Raw genomic sequence first — 20,130 nt, 5'->3', positions numbered from 1 at the left:
GTTCTTGCGGATTTATCGAGGAGTAGCAAATGCGTCACTATCAATGCAACAGTCCCGAGGCAGCGGGCCGCATCCTGGCGGCATGCCTGCTATCCGATGGCGACCTCAGCCTCACGGAACTCGAAGCGCTCGATCGTTGCGGCATGGAAAGACGGCTGTTGTTGAATCGAAACCGTCTGCTCTCGATCGTGCAAACGCTGTACGAAGACCTGACGCGCTCCGGCTATCTCAGCTGGAACGATGTCTGTCAGGTCGATCCCACGACGCTCGCCTGGCTCGCGGCCGATGTGCAGGACCGGCGATTGCGTCGCGACATCCTGGAGTTGTGCAACGAAGCCGTCATGGCGGACCGTGGCCATTGCGATCGCGAAGCCGACTTCCTGAGGCAACTGCGCGACGCGTGGCAACTTCCGGCCCGCCCTGTTCGGCAAAATGCGCTCACGGGCGCGTCCGCTTCGTAACGTGCGGGAATCAGGGGAAAGTGAGTGCCGGATAACACATGGCCTCTTGCGCCGCCAGTCATATAATCTGCAGCATCGCTGCCAGGATGACTCGACGTAAGCGTCATCACCCGCGCGCTCGAACAAGGCCGGTCCCACATGGATCACTATGTCTTTTCCGCCATTGTGCTTGTGCTCATTCTTTCGAGTGCGGCGCTTGGGTCGCATGTGCGCGCAAGCCTGGCGGATCACCATTTCTCGGAAGACTCGCTTGCCGCGATGCGTATTGCCGTTGGTCTGGTGGCGACGCTGGCGGCGTTGGTGCTCAGCCTGCTGATTTCGTCCGGCAAGTCCTCGCTCGACCTGGTCAACAGCGCGCTCCAACACAATAGTGTCGCGATGCTCCAGCTGGATCGAACTTTGTCCCAATTTGGCCCAACAGCCGATGGTCTGCGCGTCGACGTAAAGAACGACTATGCCCGATGGATCTCCTTCCTGTTTTCCAACAAAACGGGCAAGTCCGCGGAGGCAGAATCGCGAGAAATTCTGCAGAATACCTACGACATTCAGGGACGCATTTTCGCCTTGCAGACCGTCGGCCCCTGGCAGGAAAAACTCCGTGACCACGCAATGGCACTTTGGGACGACATATTCGCGGGTCGGTGGCTTGCGCTCGAACACAGAAGGGGCTCGATTCCAACTCCCCTCATTGTGGTCCTGGTAGGCTGGCTGGCTGTCATTTTCGGCATATTCGGCTTCAGTGCGCCAAGAAACTGGAGCATGTGCGTGGTGTTTCTTCTTTGCGCCATATCGGCTACGACTGCCGTGTTTGTCGTCACCGATCTCGACACGCCGTTTCAGGGCATGGTCAACGTGTCGAAGACGCCAATGATCGACGCGCTCAAGTTCATCGGAAGATGACGTGAAGCACATCAATCCAGAGATAGAGTTGACCGATGACGCTCTTTAATTGCCGCCTTTCAATCGGACTCGACACTAGCCTGGCAACTCCGCGGGTCGATATCCCTCGCGCTTGCGCGACGAGACTACGGTGGCGTGGATGACGCTCGTCGGCACGCTTGCTCAGATCTGCCGCACGGCCATATTCGGGCTAGGGCGTGAACTGGCGGCGTGGAGGATTTCCAGAGCGCGCGCGACATTCGGCGTCGAGGCGATGCTCTCGGTCGCACTCTCGGTCGCGCTTGCACACGCGTTGGGTCTGTCAGAAACATGGTGGGCCGCAATCAGCGGCTTCGCGGTTATGCAAACGAGTTTTGCCGGTTCCGTGCAGCGTGCCGCACACCGCATCATGGGCACAGTGGCAGGTGCCGCACTTGGAACCATCGCGGGGCCCTGGATCGGTGACCGACCGTGGCTATTTGTGCCCGTGTTAGGGGTGATCGGTGGTGTCGCGGTGTATCGGGCCAACGGGTCCAAAGCGACCTACGCCTGGATTCTGGGCGGAGTGACGGCCTTGATGGTGACGTACGAAGCGCACAAGTTCGCGTCCGTCCGGGCGACCGCAATATTTGGCGCGCTGCGAGTCGCCGAGGTTGCAGTGGGGACGCTTGCCTGCCTGGTGGTGGCGAGCGTGTTTCATTTCGGGTCGAAGTGGTATCGAAAGAACAGGACGCCGTTGGCGACTTCAACCGATCGCGCGACAGGCGCATCCCGCGAGCCTTCCGCCGCGCCCTCGACGCCGCCATTGGAATCGGTGCGTTCGACCCGCATGCAGCTGTGCTTGCAGGCAGCAATGTCCATCACAATCCTTGCATCCCTGACTTACGTTCTGCATCTGCCGGGTTTCGCGCAGGCCATGGTCACGGCGATCGCGGTGCTGATCGTGCCGCTGGGCCTGGCAGCGGACAGCACGCGGCAGCCGGTCATGGAAAAGATGGTGCAGCGCGTGGCCGGCTGCTTGCTGGCCGGTGTGCTCGGTGTGGCGCTACTCCCTCTGATGCACGGACAGGCCATTCTGTGCATGCTCGCGCTGTCCATCGGCGTGTGGGCAGGATGTCATGTGCAAACGGGACGGGAAGGAGCAAGCTACGTGGGCCGGCAATTCACCATCGCGTTCATCATGGTGTTCGTTCAGGATCATCATTGGTCGGCCGATCCGTTACCGGCGCTCATGCGGCTATCCGGCATTCTCACCGGGATCGTCGTGCTGGCGGCGGTAATGCTCGCGACCAGCAGGATATATATTCCGCCCATGCCCCAGGATGCCAGCCGTTAAGACTCACTACAGCGCGCGACCAGCCCTCGGCACAACAGGCGGCAACTGATCCAGCGGTACTCCTCGATAGAGCGACGAATGTTCCCTTGCTGTTTCCTGGAGAACGACCATCACGTCGGCCGCGTTCAAGCCAACGCGAGTGCCGAGGTTGCGCTGAATCTGCTCAATCATGTCGTGCTTCATCGAATCAGGACGTCCCGTGCTAATCCAGATTTGAACCAGCACGAAGTCGCGGGTCCGCGGCGTTGCGGCGTAATTTGGAAAAACGGGATCAATAATGAAGTCCTCATCTTCGTACTCGTGGATTTTCTGAAAGCGATCATTGCCGGGGTAACCCGCAAAAGAAAGCGCGTCCTGGATACAGTCGGCGATAAGCCGCTTTTCCGCTGGGGTACGGCCTTTGTACAAAGATATGGTCTGAATGGGCATCGTGTCCTTCTAATGCTAGATGAGACGCAGATCACGGCCGACGCGCTCGAAAACGCTCAGCGCAAGGTCGATATCGTCATCCGTGTGGGCCGCGGATGTCTGGATGCGCAGGCGAGCCGTACCCTCGGGCACGACTGGAAACGCCAGAGCTGGCGCGTAGACTCCCCCTCGCTCGAGCAACTGCGAAAACACCTGAGTCTTCTCGGCGTCGCCAATCAACACGGGAGTAATCGGGCTTTCGCTGTTGACAGTCTTGAATCCAAGCTGCTCGACGCCAGCGCGAAATTTCGCGGCGACGTAGCGCATACGCTCCAGCGACTCCAGATCCGAGCGTGCCAGTGAAACAGCGGTCGCCGCAGCGGCAGCCGCTGCCGGACTTATCGAACTGCTGAAAAGCGCGAGGCGTGCTTTCCCTTTAAGCTCCGCGATGCGCTCGTTGCTCGCGCAGATATATCCTCCCCCTACGGCGCCAAACGCCTTCGACAGCGTCCCCGTGACATAGTCAATTTTTTCCATGCAGTCGTGGAGTTCGGCACTGCCCCTGCCTGTGTTTCCGACCACGCCCGCCGCATGACTCTCATCGAGGGCGAACAGGGTGTTGGAACGGGTCGTCGCCTCAAGAAACTGCGGCAGCGGCGCGGTGTAACCTTCCATGCTGAAAACACCGTCGGTAATGAACAGCCTGACTTGCCGCGGCTCACCTGAAGACGATTGTTCCAGTGCCTGCAAAAAACTCGCAACGCTACGGTGTTTCACTCTCACGACTCGCGCCCGACTTAGTCGACACCCGTCGATGATGCTCGCGTGGTTCAACTCATCACTGAATATCAGATCACTCGCGGTCGCAACGGTGTCGAGTAGAGCGAGATTGGCTGCCGTACAGGAACTGAAGACCATTGCCGCCTCGGTCTGATGAAACTCGGCCAAAGCTTCCTCAAGCCGCCGATGCGCGTTGGTGGTCGCAAGCGGCGGATTCATCCCGGTGCCGGCGCCATATTGCCGCAAGCCCTCATGAAACGCGGCCAGTACAACGGGGTGGTTAGCCAACCCACGATAGTTGTTGGAGCCGAGCACGACGACCTTCTTACCATCTATCTGCGCACACCCCGATATGGGACTTTGTATCACTCTCAACGACATGAAAATTTCAACCTCCGGCGCTGAACGTCGCGCCTGTCCCTTCTGTTGATCTGCCTGAATTTGCAACGGAGTCCAGATCCGAACATACGCTTTCGTTAGAAAAACTAATTCAAAACGCACGTGATAGCATGTACGCCACGTGACCCTTCCGCAGCAGAAGCTTTCGTGATCTTGGAGTGAATTGTATTCACGACAGAAACCGTCACAAGCTATCATTTCTGAAGCTTAATGATTAGAAAATCTTGCCTATGGAAAAGAGACTACCGCCGCTGAATGCGCTGCGCGCGTTCGAGGCAGCAGCGCGCAACCTGTCACTCAAGCTGGCAGCCGACGAACTATGTGTGACGCCCGCGGCGGTCAGCCAACTGGTGAAGGGTCTCGAGAGCTATCTTGGCGTCGCGCTGTTCACCCGTGCCAACCGGGGCATTCATTTGACCCAGGCGGGTGTCGAATATCTGCCTGCGATTCGAAACGCGTTCAAACAGATTGGCGATGCAACACGCCGCATCGCCAAAGTTGCGGAGAGGGGAACGCTCACAGTCAGCGTGACGCCGTCGTTCGCTTCCTACTGGCTAATTCCTCGCCTCCAGAGCTTTCACGATAAACATCAGGACATCGACCTTCGGCTGATGACCGGCAAGGAACCCGTGGACTTTACGCGCGGCGTGATGGACGTAGCGATCCGTCATGGCGCTGGACAACACGGGAAGTTCTACCGCGAGCGACTCTGTGCGGTGGATCTGATCCCGGTCGCCAGTCCGGCCTTGATCGCACGCTTTGGCATGCCCAAAATGGCATCGGATCTGACGCGCTGGCCGCTTCTACATGAGGTCGAGCGAATGAACTGGCATCTCTGGTTTCAGTCGCAATCGGTACAAGGCATGAGCCTGCCAAGCGGAACGGCGTTCGACGACTGCGGTATGATGCTGACCGCGATTATTGCGGGCCAGGGAGTTGGCCTCGTCCCTGCGGCCATGGCAGCGGCCGCCCTCGACGAAAACAGACTCGTCAAGCTTTGGGATTTTGATTGGCCAGAAGACTATGCCTATCATCTGGTTTTGCCCGATGGAGACTATGGGCCTCTGGTACGCGCTTTTCGCGAATGGATAGTTGGGGAGATAGCCAACTCATAGAAGACATCCGCACATCGTCACGTGTTCAGCACGACTCGTCGCGCCACGAAAAAGAATTCGCTTCCTTCAACAGATCGGCGCAATCAGATTCAGCATCCGGCTTGCTTCAGCCACATTCACCTCGACTTCCCATCCGGCAAGATCGTGCACTTTCGTCACGAATACTTCGACAATATCCCCGAGCAGACAGCGCTAAAACCGGGAAACGCGTGCCGCCGGTTCTCTCAGTCGACTGATATCCCGCTCGCCGCGCGCACGACCTCTTGTTATAATTCTTTCACCAAATCGAACAAAACATAACGCCCCTCCACACACTGCGCGACAGGAGCTCCATGCTGAAACCCGACCGCCTCCGCGCCCTTGCCGATGCGCTGGCGAGGCAAAACGTGATGCGCCTGCGCGACGCCGCCGGCCTGCTGGGCGTTTCGGAAATGACTGTCCGGCGCGACATCGCCGGCAGTCCGGAACGGTTCACGTATCTCGGCGGCTACATCGTCAGCGCGACCGACGTGCCCAATAACGCCGGCTACTCACTCGAAGAAGAGAAAGACCACTTCGCGCAGGCGAAGGCCGAGGCGTCGGCGATCGCGGCGGGACTCATCGGCAACAACGAAACGCTGTTCATCGATTGCGGCACGACGCTCACCACGCTGGCCCGGCTGATTCCGGTCGAACGGCATGTTACGGTGGTGTGCTATTCATTGAATGTAGCGGAGATTCTGCGGCGCAAACCCAATGTGCGGATGATTCTGCTGGGCGGCGTCTATGTGCCCTCTTCCGATTCGTTCGCGGGTGAAGAAAGCCTGGAGATGCTGCGCCGCATGGGCATCAACAAGGCGTTCATTTCCGCGGGCGGCGTGGACACCGCGCGCGGCGTCACCTGCTGGAATTTTCATGAAGTCGCGCTCAAACAGGCGGCCATGGCGAGCGCGGTCGAACGGCATCTGGTGGTGGACCAGAGCAAGTTCGGCGTGGTTAAAGCGGTGCGTTTCTCGCAGGTCGACGACTTCGATTCCATCATCACCGAGAAAGGCCAGGAGCACCGCAAGCGCCGGTAAGCGCCTATGGCCTCTGCATTGCGGCGCGCGCAACGCAAAGGCCGCAGATTCGATCAATTCAGTTCTTGCGTTGCAGGGCAAACAGCGTCCCGGCGATCAGAATGAACGCGCCGATAATCACCTTCTGCCAGGTGCTCGGCACGCCCACCAGAATCAGCACGCTATTGATCAGCGTGACCAGCACCACGCCGAGCAACGTGCCGGCCACCGTCCCCGTGCCGCCCGTAATGCGCGCGCCGCCCAGAATCACCGCCGCGATCACATCGAGTTCCGAGCCCACGAGATCGAACGGATTCGCGAGCCGGTTGTTCGAGACGTGCAAAATACCCGCGATGCCGGCGAGCATGCCGGTATAGCCGAATACGAACAGATGGATCGCGCGCAGGTTGTAGCCGAGCCGCTCGGCAATCGCGAGGCTGCCGCCCATCGCGTAGACGCCGCGTCCCATCATCGTGCGGTTCAGCAGCCACCACGTGAGCACGGCGGCCGCCACGAGCGCGATCACCGACACCGGCAGCACGGCGCGCAACCCGTCGGCCGTGTGATAGAAAAACAGCGGAATGCGGCCGAAATGATCCATGCTGTGCGGAATGTTCATGAAGAACGTCGTGCCGATGAACGTCAGCAACAGCCCGCGATACAGATACTGCGTGCCGATCGTGACGATCAGCGAAGGCGCTTTCAGCCGATGCACCAGCAGTCCGTTGACGATGCCGAGCACGATACCGCCGAGCGCGCCCGTGATCAGGATCAGCGCAAACGGCGCGTCCGGCCACCACGCGAACACGGCCTTGGTGATGCCGTACATCGTCAGCGCGGCAACGGCGGTGAACGATACGTCGATCCCGCCGGAGGCCAGCACCACCAGCGTGCCCAGCGCGAACAGCGACATCGTGGTCGCCGAATGCAGCAGGTCGAACAGCGTCGCGACCTGGAAGAAGCGCGGATTGATCGCGCCGACAATCAGGCACGTCACCGCGATCAACGCGACGGTGAACCATTCGGGATTGCGCGCGAGCTTGGTCCGCAAGCTCGGCGGCTTGACCTCGGGGGCGACTTCGACGACGGTCGGGGTGGTCATGGTCTGGTTCAGGCGCGAATCGATGCGCGAGTTCATAAGTAGGAACGTCCTTTATGCGGCTTCCGAAAGCAGCGCGTGATACAGATCGGCTTCGCTCAGCGTGTCGGCCTGGTATTCGCTGGCCACGCGCCCTTTTTTCATCATCAGGATGCGGTCGCAGTTCTGCAGCAGTTCGGGCAAGTCGTCGCTGATCAGAATGATGCCGATGCCGCGTTGCGACAGGCGCTGCATGATGCGGTAAATAATGTCTTTCGAGCCGACGTCGACGCCGACCGTCGGTCCATGCAGAATCAGCACGCGCGGGTCGATGGCGAGCCAGCGGCCGATCAGCACGCGCTGCTGGTTGCCGCCCGACAGCGATTGCACCGGTTTGTCTACGCCCGGCGTGGCGATCTGCAGATCCTTGACCGTCTGTTCCGCCAGCGCCTGTGCGCGCGAGCGGTCGATCTGGCCGAAGCGGTCCCGCAAGCTGGAGATCATCGCGGTGATCACGTTGTCGCGAATCGGCTTGTCGAGAAAGAGCCCTTCGTTCAGCCGGTCTTCCGGCACATAGCCGATGCGATGCTCTTTCGCGTCCGAGGGCGTGCGCAACGAAACGGCCTTGCCGTCGAGCGTCACCTGTCCGGATTGCGCCGGCGCGACACCCGCGAGCGCGCGTGCGAGTTCGTTGCGCCCCGAATCGAGCAGCCCGGTAATGCCGAGAATCTCGCCGCCGTGCAACGCGAACGACACATCGCTGAACTGGCCGGCGCGCGTATAGCCTCGCACGTCGAGCACGACGTTGGGCTCGCATGCGCCCTCACGATAGCGTTCGTTCGACAGATGGCGTCCCGTCATCAGTTCGCTGATCTGCGCTTTGGTGAATTGCGCGATCGGTCCTTGCGCCATTTTCTGGCCGTCGCGCAGCACGATCACTTCGCCGCCGATCGCATAGCATTCGTCGAGCTTGTGGCTCACGAACAGCACGGTGACACCCTGCGCGCGCAGATTGGCGAGCACGGCAATCAGATTGTCGACTTCCTTCTGCGTAAGCGACGTGGTGGGCTCGTCCATGATGACGAACTTCGCCTCGCTGGCAATCGCGCGGGCAATCGCCACGAGTTGCCGGGTAGCGAGCGGCAATTGCTCGATCAACGTCGCCAGAAACTCCGCGTGGCCGGGCAGGCCGACCGCTTCGAGCGCGCGAGCCGCCGTGCGCGCCAACTCCCGCCGATCGAAGGTGCGGGCCAGCTTGCCCGCGTGCATGGCCAGCTCGGACGTGAGCGCGACGTTTTCGGCCACGTTCATGTTGGGCAGCAGCGAGAGATCCTGATAGACCGTTTCGATGCCGGCGGCGAGCGATTCGAGCGCGGAGAGCCGCGCATGCCGCACGCCTTCGATTACAAGCTCGCCTTCGTCGGGCGGCTGCGCGCCGGAGATGATCTTGATGAGCGTGCTCTTGCCGCAACCGTTTTCGCCGAGCAGGTGATAGATCTGCCCGCGCTCGAACGAGAGGCTCACGCCGCGCAACGCATGCACGCCGGTGAAGCGCTTGTGCACGCCGACAACCTGGAGAAACGGCTGCGGCACGTCGGACTGCGTTGACTTCGGTGAGGTTGAGTCTTGATTCATTGTGGCGAGTCGCAGGTTGGGGCGTCCCCTTTCAGGGACGCCATGACACATGAAGCGAAACACAAAGCCGCAAAAAAGTTCAGAACGGATACTGCTTGTAGTTCGACTTGTCGACGTTTACCCAGCCCTGCCCGCGCACGATGATGCCCTTGCCCGGACCTTTCGCGACCGTCACCTTCGTGTAGCCTGGAATGCCGAGGTCAGCGCCGTTCTCGACTGTCTTGCCGTCCACCAGCATCTGTGCGACCTTGTTCATCGCGATGCCCGCGAGCTTCGGATCCCAGAACGCGATGCCGTTGATGGCGCCGCTTTCGAGGAACTTGCCGGCTTCTGTCGGCAGGCCCGTGCCGTAGACGCAGATCTTGCCCTGCATGCCGGCCTCTTCCACCGCGCGGCCAATGCCGATCACGTCGAGCGACGACGAACCCTGGAAGCCCTTCAGATCCGGATGCTTGCGCAGCACTTCCTTGGCGACTTCATAGGCGCGCTCGCCGTCGTTATTGGTTTCGAGCTTCGGCTCGACCAGGTTCATCTTCGGATATTTGGCCTTGGCGTTGCCGATGCCGCCGTCCGCCCATTGCACCTGCGAGCGGCTGCCGAGCGAGCCGACCAGCACGGCCCACTTGCCGTCGTCGTGCATGCACGAGGCGAGCCGCTCGTTCAGGCCGGCACCGTAGGCGGTATTGTCGAACGCCTCGATATCGACCATCGTGTTCTTGGCGTTGTCCGCTTCGTGCGTGACCACCTTGATGCCGCGATCCATTGCCTTCTTCAGCGCAGGTTCGAGCGTCGGCGGATCGTAGGGCACCACGGCAATGGCCGTGACCTTCTTGGCGATCAGGTCTTCGATGATCTTCAATTGCTGGGCCGCGTCCGCGCGACCGGGGCCGGTCTGATAGGCGTTCACGTTGGGGTTGTCCTTGGCGAACTGCTTGACGCCGTCGTCCATCCGGTTGAACCAGTTGATACCGGTCACCTTGACGACCGTGACGATCGTTTCGTTCGTGGCAGCCTGCGCGGCAGCAATCACGCCAACCGTCAGCGCGGCCGCCGCGAGCGCGGCACCCAGTCGAGTCAATTTCATGCGATGTCTCCTTTATCGTTCGATGTCGCCCACTTCACCGTCGCGGACAGCCTGGGCTCGTTGTCCGCCGTGTACTGAAACCTCAATCGACCACTGCTAACGTTTCGGCGCGGAAGCAGCCGTGTTCGAAGCGCCCGAAGCCGTGCCCGCCCCGCCGCCGAAGCCGAAAATCGCGCGCACCCGTTCGCCGCCCGCAAACGCCAGCGACAGCAGCAACAGAAAACCCCACGCGCAATCGCCGAAAAACTGCGACACGCCCATCAGGTTGAACAGGCTGGAGAGAAACTGCAGCACCGTCGCGGCGAAGAACACGCAGATGATGCGGCCATGCCCGCCGGCGGGATTCACGCCGCCCATCACCGCGATCAGGATCGCGATCAGCAGATAGGAATTACCGTAGTCCCATTTCGCGCTGGACGTATGCGTCACGCTGATCAGCCCGGCCAGCGACGCGAGCACGCCGCACATCGCATAGGTCGTGATCAGCATGCGAGCGCGCGGAATACCCGCATAGAACGCCGCCTTGGGATTGGTGCCCATCAGATAGAGACGCAAGCCGAATGGACTGCGCTTGAGCAGCCAGCCGAGCACGATCACCGCCGCGATGAAGATGCAGAAAGCGATGGGGACCTGAAACACCGTACCGTTGCCGATATTCGACAACGGGTCCACGTAATCGACATGCACGGACGCGCCGTTGCTGAGCACCACCGCGAAGCCGGTGAACAGCAACTGCGTGCCGAGCGTGCAGAGAATCGGCGTGAGTCTGAGGCGCGCGATCACCACGCCGTTCAACAGTCCGCCGAGCAAGCCCATCGCCACCACGATCACGCAGAAGAGCGACGTGTAAAGCGCGGGCGAATCGTCGCCGTTGACGAAACGCGGCACGACCAGCGCGGCGACCATGCCGGAGAGGTTGGCCAGCCCGACGCCAGAGAGATCGATACCGCCGTTGCCCGACACCATCGAGAGCATGATGCCGAGCGCGAGCAGGCCGAGTTCGGGCAACTGGCCGCCCATCGACTGCAGATTGTCGATATCGACGAATTGGCCGCGCGAGAGCCACGTCGCGACCAGCACGACGAGCACGTTGACGATCAGCAGAAAATTCAGTTGCCGGTCGCCGAACAGTTTTCCAGCGGTGAACGAAGACTTCATGGTGACGACATGCTCCTTCAGGCTTCGCAAACGTTCAGGATGACCGGGACACGCCGGCCGGCTGATTCAACACCTGGTTCACTTCGTCGAGCGTCGGCATGGAAGGCGCCGTGCCCGGACGCGTCACGGAAATGCCCGCGAGCGCGCAGCCGAAACGCAGTGCCGCGATCGCGTCGTCGCCGCGTGCCAGCGCTGCGGCGAAGCCGCCCGTGAAACCGTCGCCGGCGCCGGCGGTTTCCACCACGCGGCCGCAGTGATAAGCGGGCACGAGAACGGATTGATCTGCCGAATGCAGCAGCGCGCCAGCCTCGCCTAGCGTGACGATGACCGTGCCGACGCCTTTGGCGAGCAGCACGTCGGCGGCGCGGCGGGCGTCGTCGGCATTCGCGATCGGCACGCCGGTGAGCGTGGCCGCTTCGGTTTCATTCGGCGTGATGTAGTCGCACAGCGGGAAGATGCCGTCGTCGAGCGGCATGGCGGGAGCCGGATTGAACACGGTGATCACGCCGTGCCGGCGCGCCACTTCGAGCCCGCGGCGCGCGGCTTCGAGCGGCTGTTCGAGCTGCGTGACGAACACGCGGGCGGCGGCGATGTCGGCTTCGATTGCGTCGACGTCGGCGGCTTCCATCGTGCCGGCCGCGCCGGACGCGACGATGATCGCGTTCATGCCGGTGTTGTCGTCGACGAAGATATGCGCCGCGCCCGTCGAGACGCCGTCGATCACCGACGCGCGCGCCGTGATGCCTTCAGCGGCCCAGGTGGCGCGTGCGATGGAGCCGAACGCGTCGTTGCCGATGCGCGTGCAGAACACCACGTCCGCGCCGACACGCGCGGCTGCGACCGCCTGATTCGAGCCCTTGCCGCCCGGCCCCATTGCGAACGCCGTGCCCGCGATAGTCTCGCCGATCTGCGGCATGCGGCCGGCGCGAAATGTCAGATCGGTCACGTAGATGCCGAGAATGACGACACGACCGTTTGCTTGTGTAGACGCGTTCATGCGCGTTCCCCTTGTTCCTGAACAGCCGGGTTCAACGGGAAGTCTTTCGATGCCAGAGCTGCGCGCGGCACCTCGGCATCAAACTGCGAATCCAGATTCTTCAGCACGTTGTCTCCTCCATTTTCTGGTTGGCGTGCGTGTCTTAGACGTTCGGTGCGACTGCCGGAGTCAGCGCATCAGTCTCCGTACGGTATCCAGATGTTCTTGACCTGCACGGCCTGGCGCAGGAACGGCCGGCCTTCGCTTGCGCGATCGAACCAGTCGAACTGGCGCCCATGATCCACGAACGTCCGCTTCAGATTACCCACCGATTCCCGTTCGACCAGCGTCGAATCCGCCGCGCTGCCGAAGCACCAGAGCGCATCGACATCGTCGTGTTTGACGAGCGCCGGCAGCAGCGCGCCGCGTTCGCCCGTGACGATGTTCAGCACGCCGCCGGGCACGTCGGACGTCTCGGCCACCTGATAGAAGTCAGTGACCGTGAGCGGCGACGCCTCGCTCGGCAGCACCACAACGCGATTGCCCATCGCCAGCGCGGGCGCTACCAGCGACACGAAGCCGAGCAGCGGCGCCTCGTCCGGACAGGCGATGCCGATCACGCCGAGCGGCTCGTGCATGGCCAGCGCGACGCCGCGCAACGGCGGCGTATGCACGGCGCCGTCGAACTTGTCGGCCCACGCCGCGTACGTGAACAGACGCTGCACGGAGGCATCTACTTCGGCACGCGCCGTGGCTTCAGTCGCACCGTTGCGCGCGACCAGTTGAAGCACGAACTCCTCCGTGCGTACGGCCAGGTTTTCCGCCAGATAGAACAGCACCTGAGCGCGGTTATGCGTGCTCGCCTGAGACCACTTCTGCGCGGCGCGCGCCGCTTCCACCGCGTTGCGGATGTCCTTGCGATTGCCCGCGGCCACTTCGCCGACTTGCGTGCCGTCCGGCGCATGTACCGGCAGCGAATAGCCGCTGTCCGGACGCGCCTGCTTGCCGCCGATAAAAAGCTTCGCGGTGCGATCGATCGAGGTAACGTTCGACAGCGGATCGAGCGTGGCCGCTTTGCTCGTAGCGGCTTGCGCGATGCGACGCTCCGCAAGATTGAGCCAGGCCCGCGGTTTCAGATATTCGTAGATGCCCTCACGCCCGCCTTCGCGGCCATAACCCGATTCGCGGTAGCCGCCGAAGCCGACCGCCGCGTCGAACAGATTCGTCGCGTTGATCCAGACGACGCCGCTGGCCAGGCGCGGCGCGACATCGAGCGCGCGCCCGATGGTTTCGCTCCACACGCTCGCGGCGAGTCCGTAGCGCGAGTTGTTGGCGAGCGCGATGGCTTCATCGGGCGTGCGAAAGCTCATGGTCACCAGCACCGGCCCGAAGATTTCTTCCTGCGCCAGCGTGGAAGCCGGCGCCACGCCGGTGACGAGCGTCGGCGGATAAAAGCAGCCGTTGGAAGGCATGGTCGTGTCAGGCGATTGCCACACCGAGCAGCCTTCACGGCGGCCGGTTTCCACCAGCGACTGAATACGTTCGAGCTGGACCGGATCGACGATCGCGCCGAGGTCGATGCTCTTGTCGAGCGACGTGCCCACGCGCAGCGTCTCCATGCGCCGTTTCAGCTTGGCAATGAAGCGCGCCTCGATGCCTTCCTGCACGAGCAGCCGCGAGCCCGCGCAGCAAACTTGCCCCTGGTTGAACCAGATCGCGTCGACGACACCTTCTACCGCGCCGTCCAGATCCGCGTCGTCGAAAACGATGAAGGGCGACTTGCCGCCCAGTTCGAGCGTCAGCGATTTGCCCGAGCCGGCCGTGGCCGAACGGATCAGCCGCCCCACTTCGGTCGAACCGGTGAAGGCGATCTTGTCGACCCGCGCATGCTCGACCAACGCCGCGCCCGTGCGTCCGTCGCCCGTGACGACGTTCAGCACGCCGGCCGGCAAGCCCGCGCGATGCGCGAGTTCGGCGAACAGCAAGGCGGTGAGCGGCGTGTATTCAGCGGGCTTCAGCACGACGCAGTTGCCCGTGGCGATGGCCGGCGCGATCTTCCACGCGAGCATCAGCAGCGGGAAATTCCACGGCACGATCTGACCGACCACGCCGAGCGGCGCGTAATCGGCGAACTCGCTCTCCTGCAACTGCGCCCATCCCGCGTGATGCAGGAAGTGGCGTGCGACCAGCGGCACGTCGATGTCGCGCGTCTCGCGGATCGGCTTGCCGTTGTCGAGCGCTTCGAGCACGGCGAAGAGCCGGCTATGACGCTGCACCATGCGGGCAAGCGCATACAGATGGCGCGCCCGTCCGGCGCCGCCTAGCGCAAGCCAGCCCGGCTGCGCGGCGCGCGCGGCGGCGACCGCTGCGTCGATATCGGCCGCATCGCCCTGGGCGATGTCCGCGAGTTGCTCGCCCGTCGCGGGCGCGTGCGAAGCGAAGTGTTCACCGGCCGCGGGCGCATGCCACGCACCGCCGATGAAATGCCCGAACCTGCCCTCATGCTGCGCCAGCCAGGCGCGCGCGGGTTGATCGTCCTCGGGTGCGGGACCGTACTCCATCGATGAAAAATACTCGGCTACGCTCATGGGATCGGTCTTCTGTTCAGGCTACGGGGTGACGGTTGAAAGCGGAGTAACGGCCGCTCACGTAATGTTCGAGCTGGCGTTCGATATCGGCCAGCAAGCTCGATGCGCCGATCCGGAAGAGCTCCGGTTCGAGCCACGCACGGCCAAGTTCTTCCTTCATCAGGATCTGATACGACAGCACCGACTTTGCAGTCGATACGCCGCCCGCCGGCTTGAAGCCGATCAGCACGCCAGTGCGCTCCTGGTACTCGCGGATCATGCGCACCATCACGAGCGACACGTCCAGCGTCGCGTTGACGCCTTCCTTGCCGGTGGACGTCTTGATGAAGTCCGCGCCGGCCATCATGCACACCATCGACGCGCGCGCCACGTTCGAAAGCGTGCGGATGTCGCCGGTGGCGAGAATGGTCTTCAGATGCGCCGGGCCGCAGGCCGCGCGGAAGTCGCGCACTTCGTCGTAGAGGGCCCGCCAGTTGCCGGTCAATACGTATTCACGCGTGACGACGATATCGATTTCCTGCGCGCCGTCCGCGACCGAGGCTTCGATCTCTTTGAGCTTCAGCGGATGCGGGATCAGGCCGGCGGGAAAACCCGTGGAGACCGCCGCGACCGGAATGCCGCTGCCTCGCAGCGCATCGACCGCCGCCGCGACGAAACGGTGATACACGCACACCGCGCCCGTCGTGATGCCTTGCGGCGCGATGCCGAGCGCTTCGAGCAGATCGGCGCGCACGGGTTGGCGCGCCTTCGCGCAGAGCCGGCGCACGCGGCCTTCGGTGTCGTCGCCGTTGAGCGTGGTGAGGTCGATGCAGGTGACGGCCTTGAGCAGCCACGCCGCCTGCGCATCTTTCTTGACGCTGCGGCGCGTGCCGAGCGTGGCGGTGCGCCGTTCCACCGCCGACTGATTGACGCGCAGGCCGTCGAGCCAGGACGCGTCGAACGGCATGCCCGGATTGCGCTCGGGATGGACGATCGGTGTGCCGCGCAGCGCGACGACCGAGGAAGACTGCAATGGGGCTTCTGGCATAAGACATCCAAAAATATGATGCGACGCACAACAGCCGCCGACAATTTGTTCGCACTTATGCTACAACGATTGATAGAATCATAACAAGCTTTGCGAGCAATCGTTACACGAACAAGCACCAAAGCCCGGCGCACGCCCGTAAATGTTATTGACGCACCATATTCATGATGCGAAGATCACAACACGGTTTCGGCCGGATAGCGTGATACAAAGAAAAGAATTTCGTCGCGTGGACGAAGGAGACATGCCAGATGAGTGAGCCGGTTGCGGTCGCGGCCGCGTCATCGCCTCAGGTTCCATTGATCCGTGTTGCGGGCGTCACCAAACGATTCGGTGGCGTGCAAGCGCTGCGCGGCGTCAACCTCGAAGTGTTGCCCGGCGAAGTCCACGCCCTGCTCGGCGAAAACGGCGCGGGCAAATCCACCCTGATCAAGATCCTCAGCGGCGTGCATGCATACGACGACGGCGTCATGGAAATCGCCGGCCACAAAGTGGCGTTCGACTCGCCGGCGCAATCGCGCGACGCCGGGGTCGCCGTGGTCTATCAGGATTTGAGTCTCGTCGAATCGCTGTCGGTCGGCGCCAACCTCATGTTGGGCCGCGAGCCGCGCACGCGTCTGGGCTTCGTGAAGAACCGTCAACTCATGGCCACGGTCGGCGAGTTTTTGCGCTCGCATGGCATTCCACTCGATCCGAAAGTGCCGGTCGGTTCGTTGCCCTTCGCCTACCGGCAAATGACCGAGATCTGCAAGGCCCTGATGGGCGAAGTGCGGGTGCTGATTCTCGACGAACCGACTTCCGCGTTGACCGGCGGCGAAGAGCAGATTCTGTTCGACGCGATTCGCGCGGTCACGGCTCGCGGCGTGGGCGTGATCTACGTGACGCATCGGTTGAACGAGGTGTTCCGGATTTCGCAGCGCGTCACGGTGTTTCGTGACGGCGCGAATGCCGGCACGTTCACGACGGCACAAACGGACATGAAGCAACTGGTGGCGGCGATCGTCGGTCCCGCTCATGCCGCGTTGCAAGCACGGCAGAAGACGGCGGTGGGCGATGGAGCGGCCGCCGCGACGGCAAGCGTATTGCCCGCGTCGGAAGAAGCGCCCAATGCCGGCGCTGCGCCCGTGCTGAAGTTATCGAACGTCAGCAACGACCGCCTGCGTCACATCGACCTCGTGCTTCGCCGTGGCGAAGTCCACGGACTCGCGGGATTGATCGGCAGCGGACGCACCGAGATTCTGCAAACCATCTTCGGCCTTCGCTCCGTCGACGCCGGCGCCATCGAGATCGACGGTCGAACGCGTGCGCGCATCACGCCCGCCGAGGCCATTCAACTCGGCGTGGCGCTGGTGCCCGAGGACCGTCACCTGGAAGGGCTCGTGCTCGATCATTCGATCGAACGCAATCTGACGCTGCCGCGCTTGCCGCATTTTTCCCGCTGGGGATGGCTGCGCAGCCAGGCCGCCGTTCAGCAGGCGAAGCGTTCGATGAAAGAGTTGTCCGTCAAGGCGCCCGGCTCTTCCACCGCGGTCAAGTTTCTATCCGGCGGCAATCAGCAGAAAGTCGTCTTCGCGAAGTGGAATCATCCGCGGCCCAAGTTGCTCATGCTCGACGAACCGACCGTCGGCGTCGACGTCGGCGCGCGCGAGGAAATCTACGGCGTGGTGAACGACGCCGCGCAGGCGGGCACCGGCGTGCTCATCGTGTCCTCGGACCTCGATGAGCTCTTGCGCCTGTGCGACCGGATTTCGATAGTGGCCGACGGCTGCATCGTCAACACCGTCGAGCGCACGGAACTCGCCAACGCCGAAGCGCTGCATCACCTGATCCAACTTTCCCGTTCTTCCCTTGAGGCGTGAGCAACATGAATGAATCCGTCTCGCCGCTGACGGCCGAACGGCAGGCATCGCCGCCGCGGAAAAGCCGTATGCGGCGCATCGCGCAAGCCCTGCTGCAAGGCGACCGGCCTTATGCGCTGTATGCCGCGTTCGCGATTCTGCTGGTGGTGTTCAGCTTCGCGTCGCCGTGGTTCCTGTCCATCGACAACTTCCTGAACATCGGCCGGCAAACCGCGCTGGTCTCGATCATCGCGATCGGCATGACCTTCGTGATCATCGCCCGGCAGATCGATCTGTCCGTGGGGTCGACGCTGGCGCTCTCGGGCATGTCCGCGGCGCTCGCCATGACGTATGTGGGCAACAACTGGGTCATCGGCGCGATTGCCGGCATCGGCACCGGCGCGATCGTCGGCGCGATCAATGGCATCGTGACCACGCGCGTCAACATCCCTTCGTTTCTCGTCACGCTGGGCACACTGAGCGCCGCGCGCGGCCTCGCGCTGATGGTCACGACCACCAAGCCCGTGATCATCGACAACGACTCGTTCATCGCGATCTTCGGAGAGGGCGACATTTTCGGCGTGCCGGTGCCGATCATCTGGACGCTGCTCGCCGTGATCGCCGGCATTCTGCTGCTGCACTACAGCGTGTTCGGCCGGCAGATCTACGCGGCGGGCGGCAATCCGACGGCCGCGCTCTATTCGGGCATCAACACGCGGCGCGTGACCACCCTCGCCTTCATTCTCACCGGCATGCTGGCGGGACTCGCCGCACTGGTGCTCTCGGCGCGCTCGCATGCGGCGCGGCCCGACGTCGTGCAAGGCATGGAACTGGATGTGATCGCCTCCGTCACGCTCGGCGGCTGCAGTCTGTTCGGCGGCCGCGGCTTCGTGCTGGGCACCTTGCTCGGCAGTCTGATCATCGGCACGCTCAATAACGGGCTGGTGCTGCTCGGCGTGAGTTCATCGCTGCAACTGGTGATCAAGGGCGTGATCATCGTCGCGGCGGTTGCGTTTACCAGGAAGTAGCAAGGCATCGAGGAGACGTAGTTCGGACGTGAAGCACAGACATGAAGACCAACGGAGGAGAAACATGAAACAACGTCGTGGCTCAAGAAAAGCGTTAGCCAGTATCGTGGCGGCGGCCGCCGTCGCTTGCCTGGCTTCCTCGGGTGCTTACGCGCAATGCGTGACCAGCCTGCCAGCGGGATCGATCGGACCGAAGAACATCGTCGGGCAAGGACCGAACGGCGAGAAAGCCGCGTCGGTGGATGCCGTGAAGCTGACCGACGCCGACATCGCCAAAATCAAGGCCGGCAAGTTCAAGGTCGGCATTTCCATGCAGACCATGAATCTCGACTGGTCGCAACTTCAGGTGGCAGGCATCACCGATACGCTGAAGAAGTACGGCGTGGAAGTGATCGGCACGGCCTCGGCCGAGTATCAGGTCGACAAGCAGATCGCCGACATCGAGAACACGATCCAGCGCCATCCGGACGGCATCATCTCGATTCCGGTGGACGGCACGGCGACGGCCGCCACCTACAAGAAAGTATCGGCGGCCGGCATCAAGCTCGTGTTCATGGACAATGTGCCGACCGGCCTGAAGCATCCGGAACAATACGCGGCGATGATCTCGGCGGACAGCGAAGGCAACGGCCAGATCGCGGCGAAAGTGCTCGCGTCGTGCGTGCCGCAGGGCGCGACGGTCGGGCTCGTGAATTTCGGCGTGGACTACTTCAGCACGACGGAGCGCACCAAGGCCGTCAACGACTGGCTCAAGAAAAACCGTCCGGACATCAAGATCAAGCAGGTCGCCTTCACGGACCCGTCTAAAGTCGGGCAGATCGCGGGCGACTTCCTCACTGGGAATCCGGACGTCAAGGGTCTGTTCGCCGTCTGGGATCAGCCGGCTCTCGACACGCTCACGTCGATGCGCGCACAAGGCGTGACGATTCCCATGACGACGGTCGATCTGGGACTTCAATCAGCGATCGAAATCGCCAAGGGCGGACCACTGAAGGCGACCGGCTCGCAGCGCCCGTACGATCAGGGCGTCGCCGAGGCCATGGCGATGATGAAGGCGCTCATCGGCCAGACGCCGCCGGCGTGGATCGGCGTGCAGTCGTTGCCGGTGATTCAGTCGAACGTGCTCGAGTCTTATAAGACCGTGTTCAAGAAGGACCCGCCGCCCCAGCTTGCCGATGCGTGCAAAAAGGCCAAGCCGGCCTGCGGTTGACGCGGGCGAGCCGCACTGCGTCATCGCGCTGTTCTCCTTCAGCCGCCGAGCGCCGGCGCGGCAAGCCGGCGTCGGGCGCGAAATCTGCTACTC

The 20,130-nt window shown here is 62.5% G+C and carries 17 protein-coding genes; 8 read left to right on the top strand and 9 right to left on the bottom strand.

Going from position 1 to position 20,130, the window contains the following annotated elements; translation table 11 throughout:
* Positions 1 to 29 precede the first annotated feature (29 nt).
* From RI103_RS26565 to RI103_RS26555, 3 genes are all read left to right on the top strand, one after another.
* Positions 30 to 461, top strand: coding sequence for a TerB family tellurite resistance protein (locus RI103_RS26565; RefSeq protein WP_310815416.1), 432 nt, complete (start codon positions 30 to 32; stop codon positions 459 to 461).
* A gap of 138 nt (positions 462 to 599) precedes the next feature.
* A complete protein-coding gene (locus RI103_RS26560) occupies positions 600 to 1,361 on the top strand; it encodes a hypothetical protein (RefSeq protein ID WP_310815415.1) in 762 nt (253 codons plus the stop codon).
* A 139-nt stretch (positions 1,362 to 1,500) separates the two neighbouring features.
* On the top strand, positions 1,501 to 2,676 hold the full coding sequence (locus tag RI103_RS26555; protein WP_310818584.1) for an FUSC family protein: 1,176 nt from the start codon (positions 1,501 to 1,503) through the stop codon (positions 2,674 to 2,676).
* A gap of 6 nt (positions 2,677 to 2,682) precedes the next feature.
* Here the strand turns inward: RI103_RS26555 and RI103_RS26550 are convergent, their stop codons facing one another.
* Together RI103_RS26550 and RI103_RS26545 are read right to left on the bottom strand one after the other, a co-directional pair.
* A complete protein-coding gene (locus RI103_RS26550; RefSeq protein WP_310815413.1) occupies positions 2,683 to 3,105 on the bottom strand; it encodes a tautomerase family protein in 423 nt (140 codons plus the stop codon).
* A 15-nt stretch (positions 3,106 to 3,120) separates the two neighbouring features.
* On the bottom strand, positions 3,121 to 4,179 hold the full coding sequence (locus RI103_RS26545; RefSeq protein ID WP_310815412.1) for an aminotransferase class I/II-fold pyridoxal phosphate-dependent enzyme: 1,059 nt from the start codon (positions 4,177 to 4,179) through the stop codon (positions 3,121 to 3,123).
* Positions 4,180 to 4,493: 314 nt separating this feature from the next.
* Between RI103_RS26545 and gcvA the strand changes: the two genes are divergently transcribed.
* Positions 4,494 to 5,378 carry a transcriptional regulator GcvA gene (gcvA, locus tag RI103_RS26540; RefSeq protein WP_310815411.1) on the top strand — a complete coding sequence of 295 codons (885 nt, stop codon included), beginning with the start codon at positions 4,494 to 4,496 and terminating at the stop codon, positions 5,376 to 5,378.
* 332 nt (positions 5,379 to 5,710) lie between these two features.
* On the top strand, positions 5,711 to 6,436 hold the full coding sequence (locus RI103_RS26535; RefSeq protein WP_310815409.1) for a DeoR/GlpR family DNA-binding transcription regulator: 726 nt from the start codon (positions 5,711 to 5,713) through the stop codon (positions 6,434 to 6,436).
* Positions 6,437 to 6,494: 58 nt separating this feature from the next.
* On the opposite strand, the gene RI103_RS26530 is transcribed toward RI103_RS26535, so the two are convergent.
* The 7 genes from RI103_RS26530 to deoC all read right to left on the bottom strand — a co-directional run bounded on the left by RI103_RS26530 (position 6,495) and on the right by deoC (position 15,961).
* Entirely contained in the window at positions 6,495 to 7,553 is a 1,059-nt protein-coding gene (locus tag RI103_RS26530; RefSeq protein ID WP_310815407.1) for an ABC transporter permease, read from the bottom strand.
* Positions 7,554 to 7,568: 15 nt separating this feature from the next.
* Entirely contained in the window at positions 7,569 to 9,128 is a 1,560-nt protein-coding gene (locus RI103_RS26525; RefSeq protein ID WP_310815406.1) for a sugar ABC transporter ATP-binding protein, read from the bottom strand.
* A gap of 79 nt (positions 9,129 to 9,207) precedes the next feature.
* Positions 9,208 to 10,212, bottom strand: a complete 1,005-nt coding sequence (locus RI103_RS26520; protein ID WP_310815405.1) for an autoinducer 2 ABC transporter substrate-binding protein — start codon at positions 10,210 to 10,212, stop codon at positions 9,208 to 9,210.
* Positions 10,213 to 10,308: 96 nt separating this feature from the next.
* The gene (locus tag RI103_RS26515) at positions 10,309 to 11,370 is read right to left on the bottom strand and encodes an ABC transporter permease (protein WP_310815404.1); all 1,062 of its coding nucleotides are present in this window, start codon (positions 11,368 to 11,370) and stop codon (positions 10,309 to 10,311) included.
* A 34-nt stretch (positions 11,371 to 11,404) separates the two neighbouring features.
* On the bottom strand, positions 11,405 to 12,367 hold the full coding sequence (gene rbsK / locus RI103_RS26510; protein ID WP_310815402.1) for a ribokinase: 963 nt from the start codon (positions 12,365 to 12,367) through the stop codon (positions 11,405 to 11,407).
* A 176-nt stretch (positions 12,368 to 12,543) separates the two neighbouring features.
* On the bottom strand, positions 12,544 to 14,934 hold the full coding sequence (locus RI103_RS26505) for an aldehyde dehydrogenase family protein (RefSeq protein WP_310815401.1): 2,391 nt from the start codon (positions 14,932 to 14,934) through the stop codon (positions 12,544 to 12,546).
* A 16-nt stretch (positions 14,935 to 14,950) separates the two neighbouring features.
* Positions 14,951 to 15,961 (bottom strand): deoxyribose-phosphate aldolase, encoded by a 1,011-nt coding sequence (gene deoC, locus RI103_RS26500; protein WP_310815400.1) that lies wholly within the window; start codon positions 15,959 to 15,961, stop codon positions 14,951 to 14,953.
* A gap of 251 nt (positions 15,962 to 16,212) precedes the next feature.
* Between deoC and RI103_RS26495 the strand changes: the two genes are divergently transcribed.
* The 3 genes from RI103_RS26495 to RI103_RS26485 all read left to right on the top strand — a co-directional run bounded on the left by RI103_RS26495 (position 16,213) and on the right by RI103_RS26485 (position 20,037).
* Positions 16,213 to 17,820: a sugar ABC transporter ATP-binding protein gene (locus RI103_RS26495; protein ID WP_310815399.1), complete on the top strand. Its 1,608-nt coding sequence runs from the start codon at positions 16,213 to 16,215 to the stop codon at positions 17,818 to 17,820.
* Between the two features lie 5 nt (positions 17,821 to 17,825).
* Entirely contained in the window at positions 17,826 to 18,827 is a 1,002-nt protein-coding gene (locus RI103_RS26490; protein WP_310815398.1) for an ABC transporter permease, read from the top strand.
* Positions 18,828 to 18,891: 64 nt separating this feature from the next.
* The gene (locus tag RI103_RS26485; RefSeq protein ID WP_310815397.1) at positions 18,892 to 20,037 is read left to right on the top strand and encodes a substrate-binding domain-containing protein; all 1,146 of its coding nucleotides are present in this window, start codon (positions 18,892 to 18,894) and stop codon (positions 20,035 to 20,037) included.
* Positions 20,038 to 20,130 lie beyond the last annotated feature (93 nt).

Origin of the sequence: Paraburkholderia sp. FT54 (genome assembly GCF_031585635.1) — a bacterium.
Lineage (GTDB): Bacteria > Pseudomonadota > Gammaproteobacteria > Burkholderiales > Burkholderiaceae > Paraburkholderia.
The sequence above is the reverse complement of the archived record's forward strand: the minus strand, read 5'-3'. Positions and strand labels throughout refer to the sequence as shown.

Excerpts from the sequence above, each read along its gene's own strand:
- RI103_RS26565 (WP_310815416.1), top strand. The coding sequence starts at position 30 with ATGCGTCACTATCAATGCAACAGTCCCGAGGCAGCGGGCCGCATCCTG.
- RI103_RS26560 (WP_310815415.1), top strand. The coding sequence starts at position 600 with ATGGATCACTATGTCTTTTCCGCCATTGTGCTTGTGCTCATTCTTTCG.
- RI103_RS26555 (WP_310818584.1), top strand. The coding sequence starts at position 1,501 with ATGACGCTCGTCGGCACGCTTGCTCAGATCTGCCGCACGGCCATATTC.
- RI103_RS26550 (WP_310815413.1), bottom strand. The coding sequence starts at position 3,105 with ATGCCCATTCAGACCATATCTTTGTACAAAGGCCGTACCCCAGCGGAA.
- gcvA (WP_310815411.1), top strand. The coding sequence starts at position 4,494 with ATGGAAAAGAGACTACCGCCGCTGAATGCGCTGCGCGCGTTCGAGGCA.
- RI103_RS26535 (WP_310815409.1), top strand. The coding sequence starts at position 5,711 with ATGCTGAAACCCGACCGCCTCCGCGCCCTTGCCGATGCGCTGGCGAGG.
- RI103_RS26530 (WP_310815407.1), bottom strand. The coding sequence starts at position 7,553 with ATGAACTCGCGCATCGATTCGCGCCTGAACCAGACCATGACCACCCCG.
- RI103_RS26525 (WP_310815406.1), bottom strand. The coding sequence starts at position 9,128 with ATGAATCAAGACTCAACCTCACCGAAGTCAACGCAGTCCGACGTGCCG.
- RI103_RS26520 (WP_310815405.1), bottom strand. The coding sequence starts at position 10,212 with ATGAAATTGACTCGACTGGGTGCCGCGCTCGCGGCGGCCGCGCTGACG.
- RI103_RS26515 (WP_310815404.1), bottom strand. The coding sequence starts at position 11,370 with ATGAAGTCTTCGTTCACCGCTGGAAAACTGTTCGGCGACCGGCAACTG.
- rbsK (WP_310815402.1), bottom strand. The coding sequence starts at position 12,367 with ATGAACGCGTCTACACAAGCAAACGGTCGTGTCGTCATTCTCGGCATC.
- RI103_RS26505 (WP_310815401.1), bottom strand. The coding sequence starts at position 14,934 with ATGAGCGTAGCCGAGTATTTTTCATCGATGGAGTACGGTCCCGCACCC.
- deoC (WP_310815400.1), bottom strand. The coding sequence starts at position 15,961 with ATGCCAGAAGCCCCATTGCAGTCTTCCTCGGTCGTCGCGCTGCGCGGC.
- RI103_RS26495 (WP_310815399.1), top strand. The coding sequence starts at position 16,213 with ATGAGTGAGCCGGTTGCGGTCGCGGCCGCGTCATCGCCTCAGGTTCCA.
- RI103_RS26490 (WP_310815398.1), top strand. The coding sequence starts at position 17,826 with ATGAATGAATCCGTCTCGCCGCTGACGGCCGAACGGCAGGCATCGCCG.
- RI103_RS26485 (WP_310815397.1), top strand. The coding sequence starts at position 18,892 with ATGAAACAACGTCGTGGCTCAAGAAAAGCGTTAGCCAGTATCGTGGCG.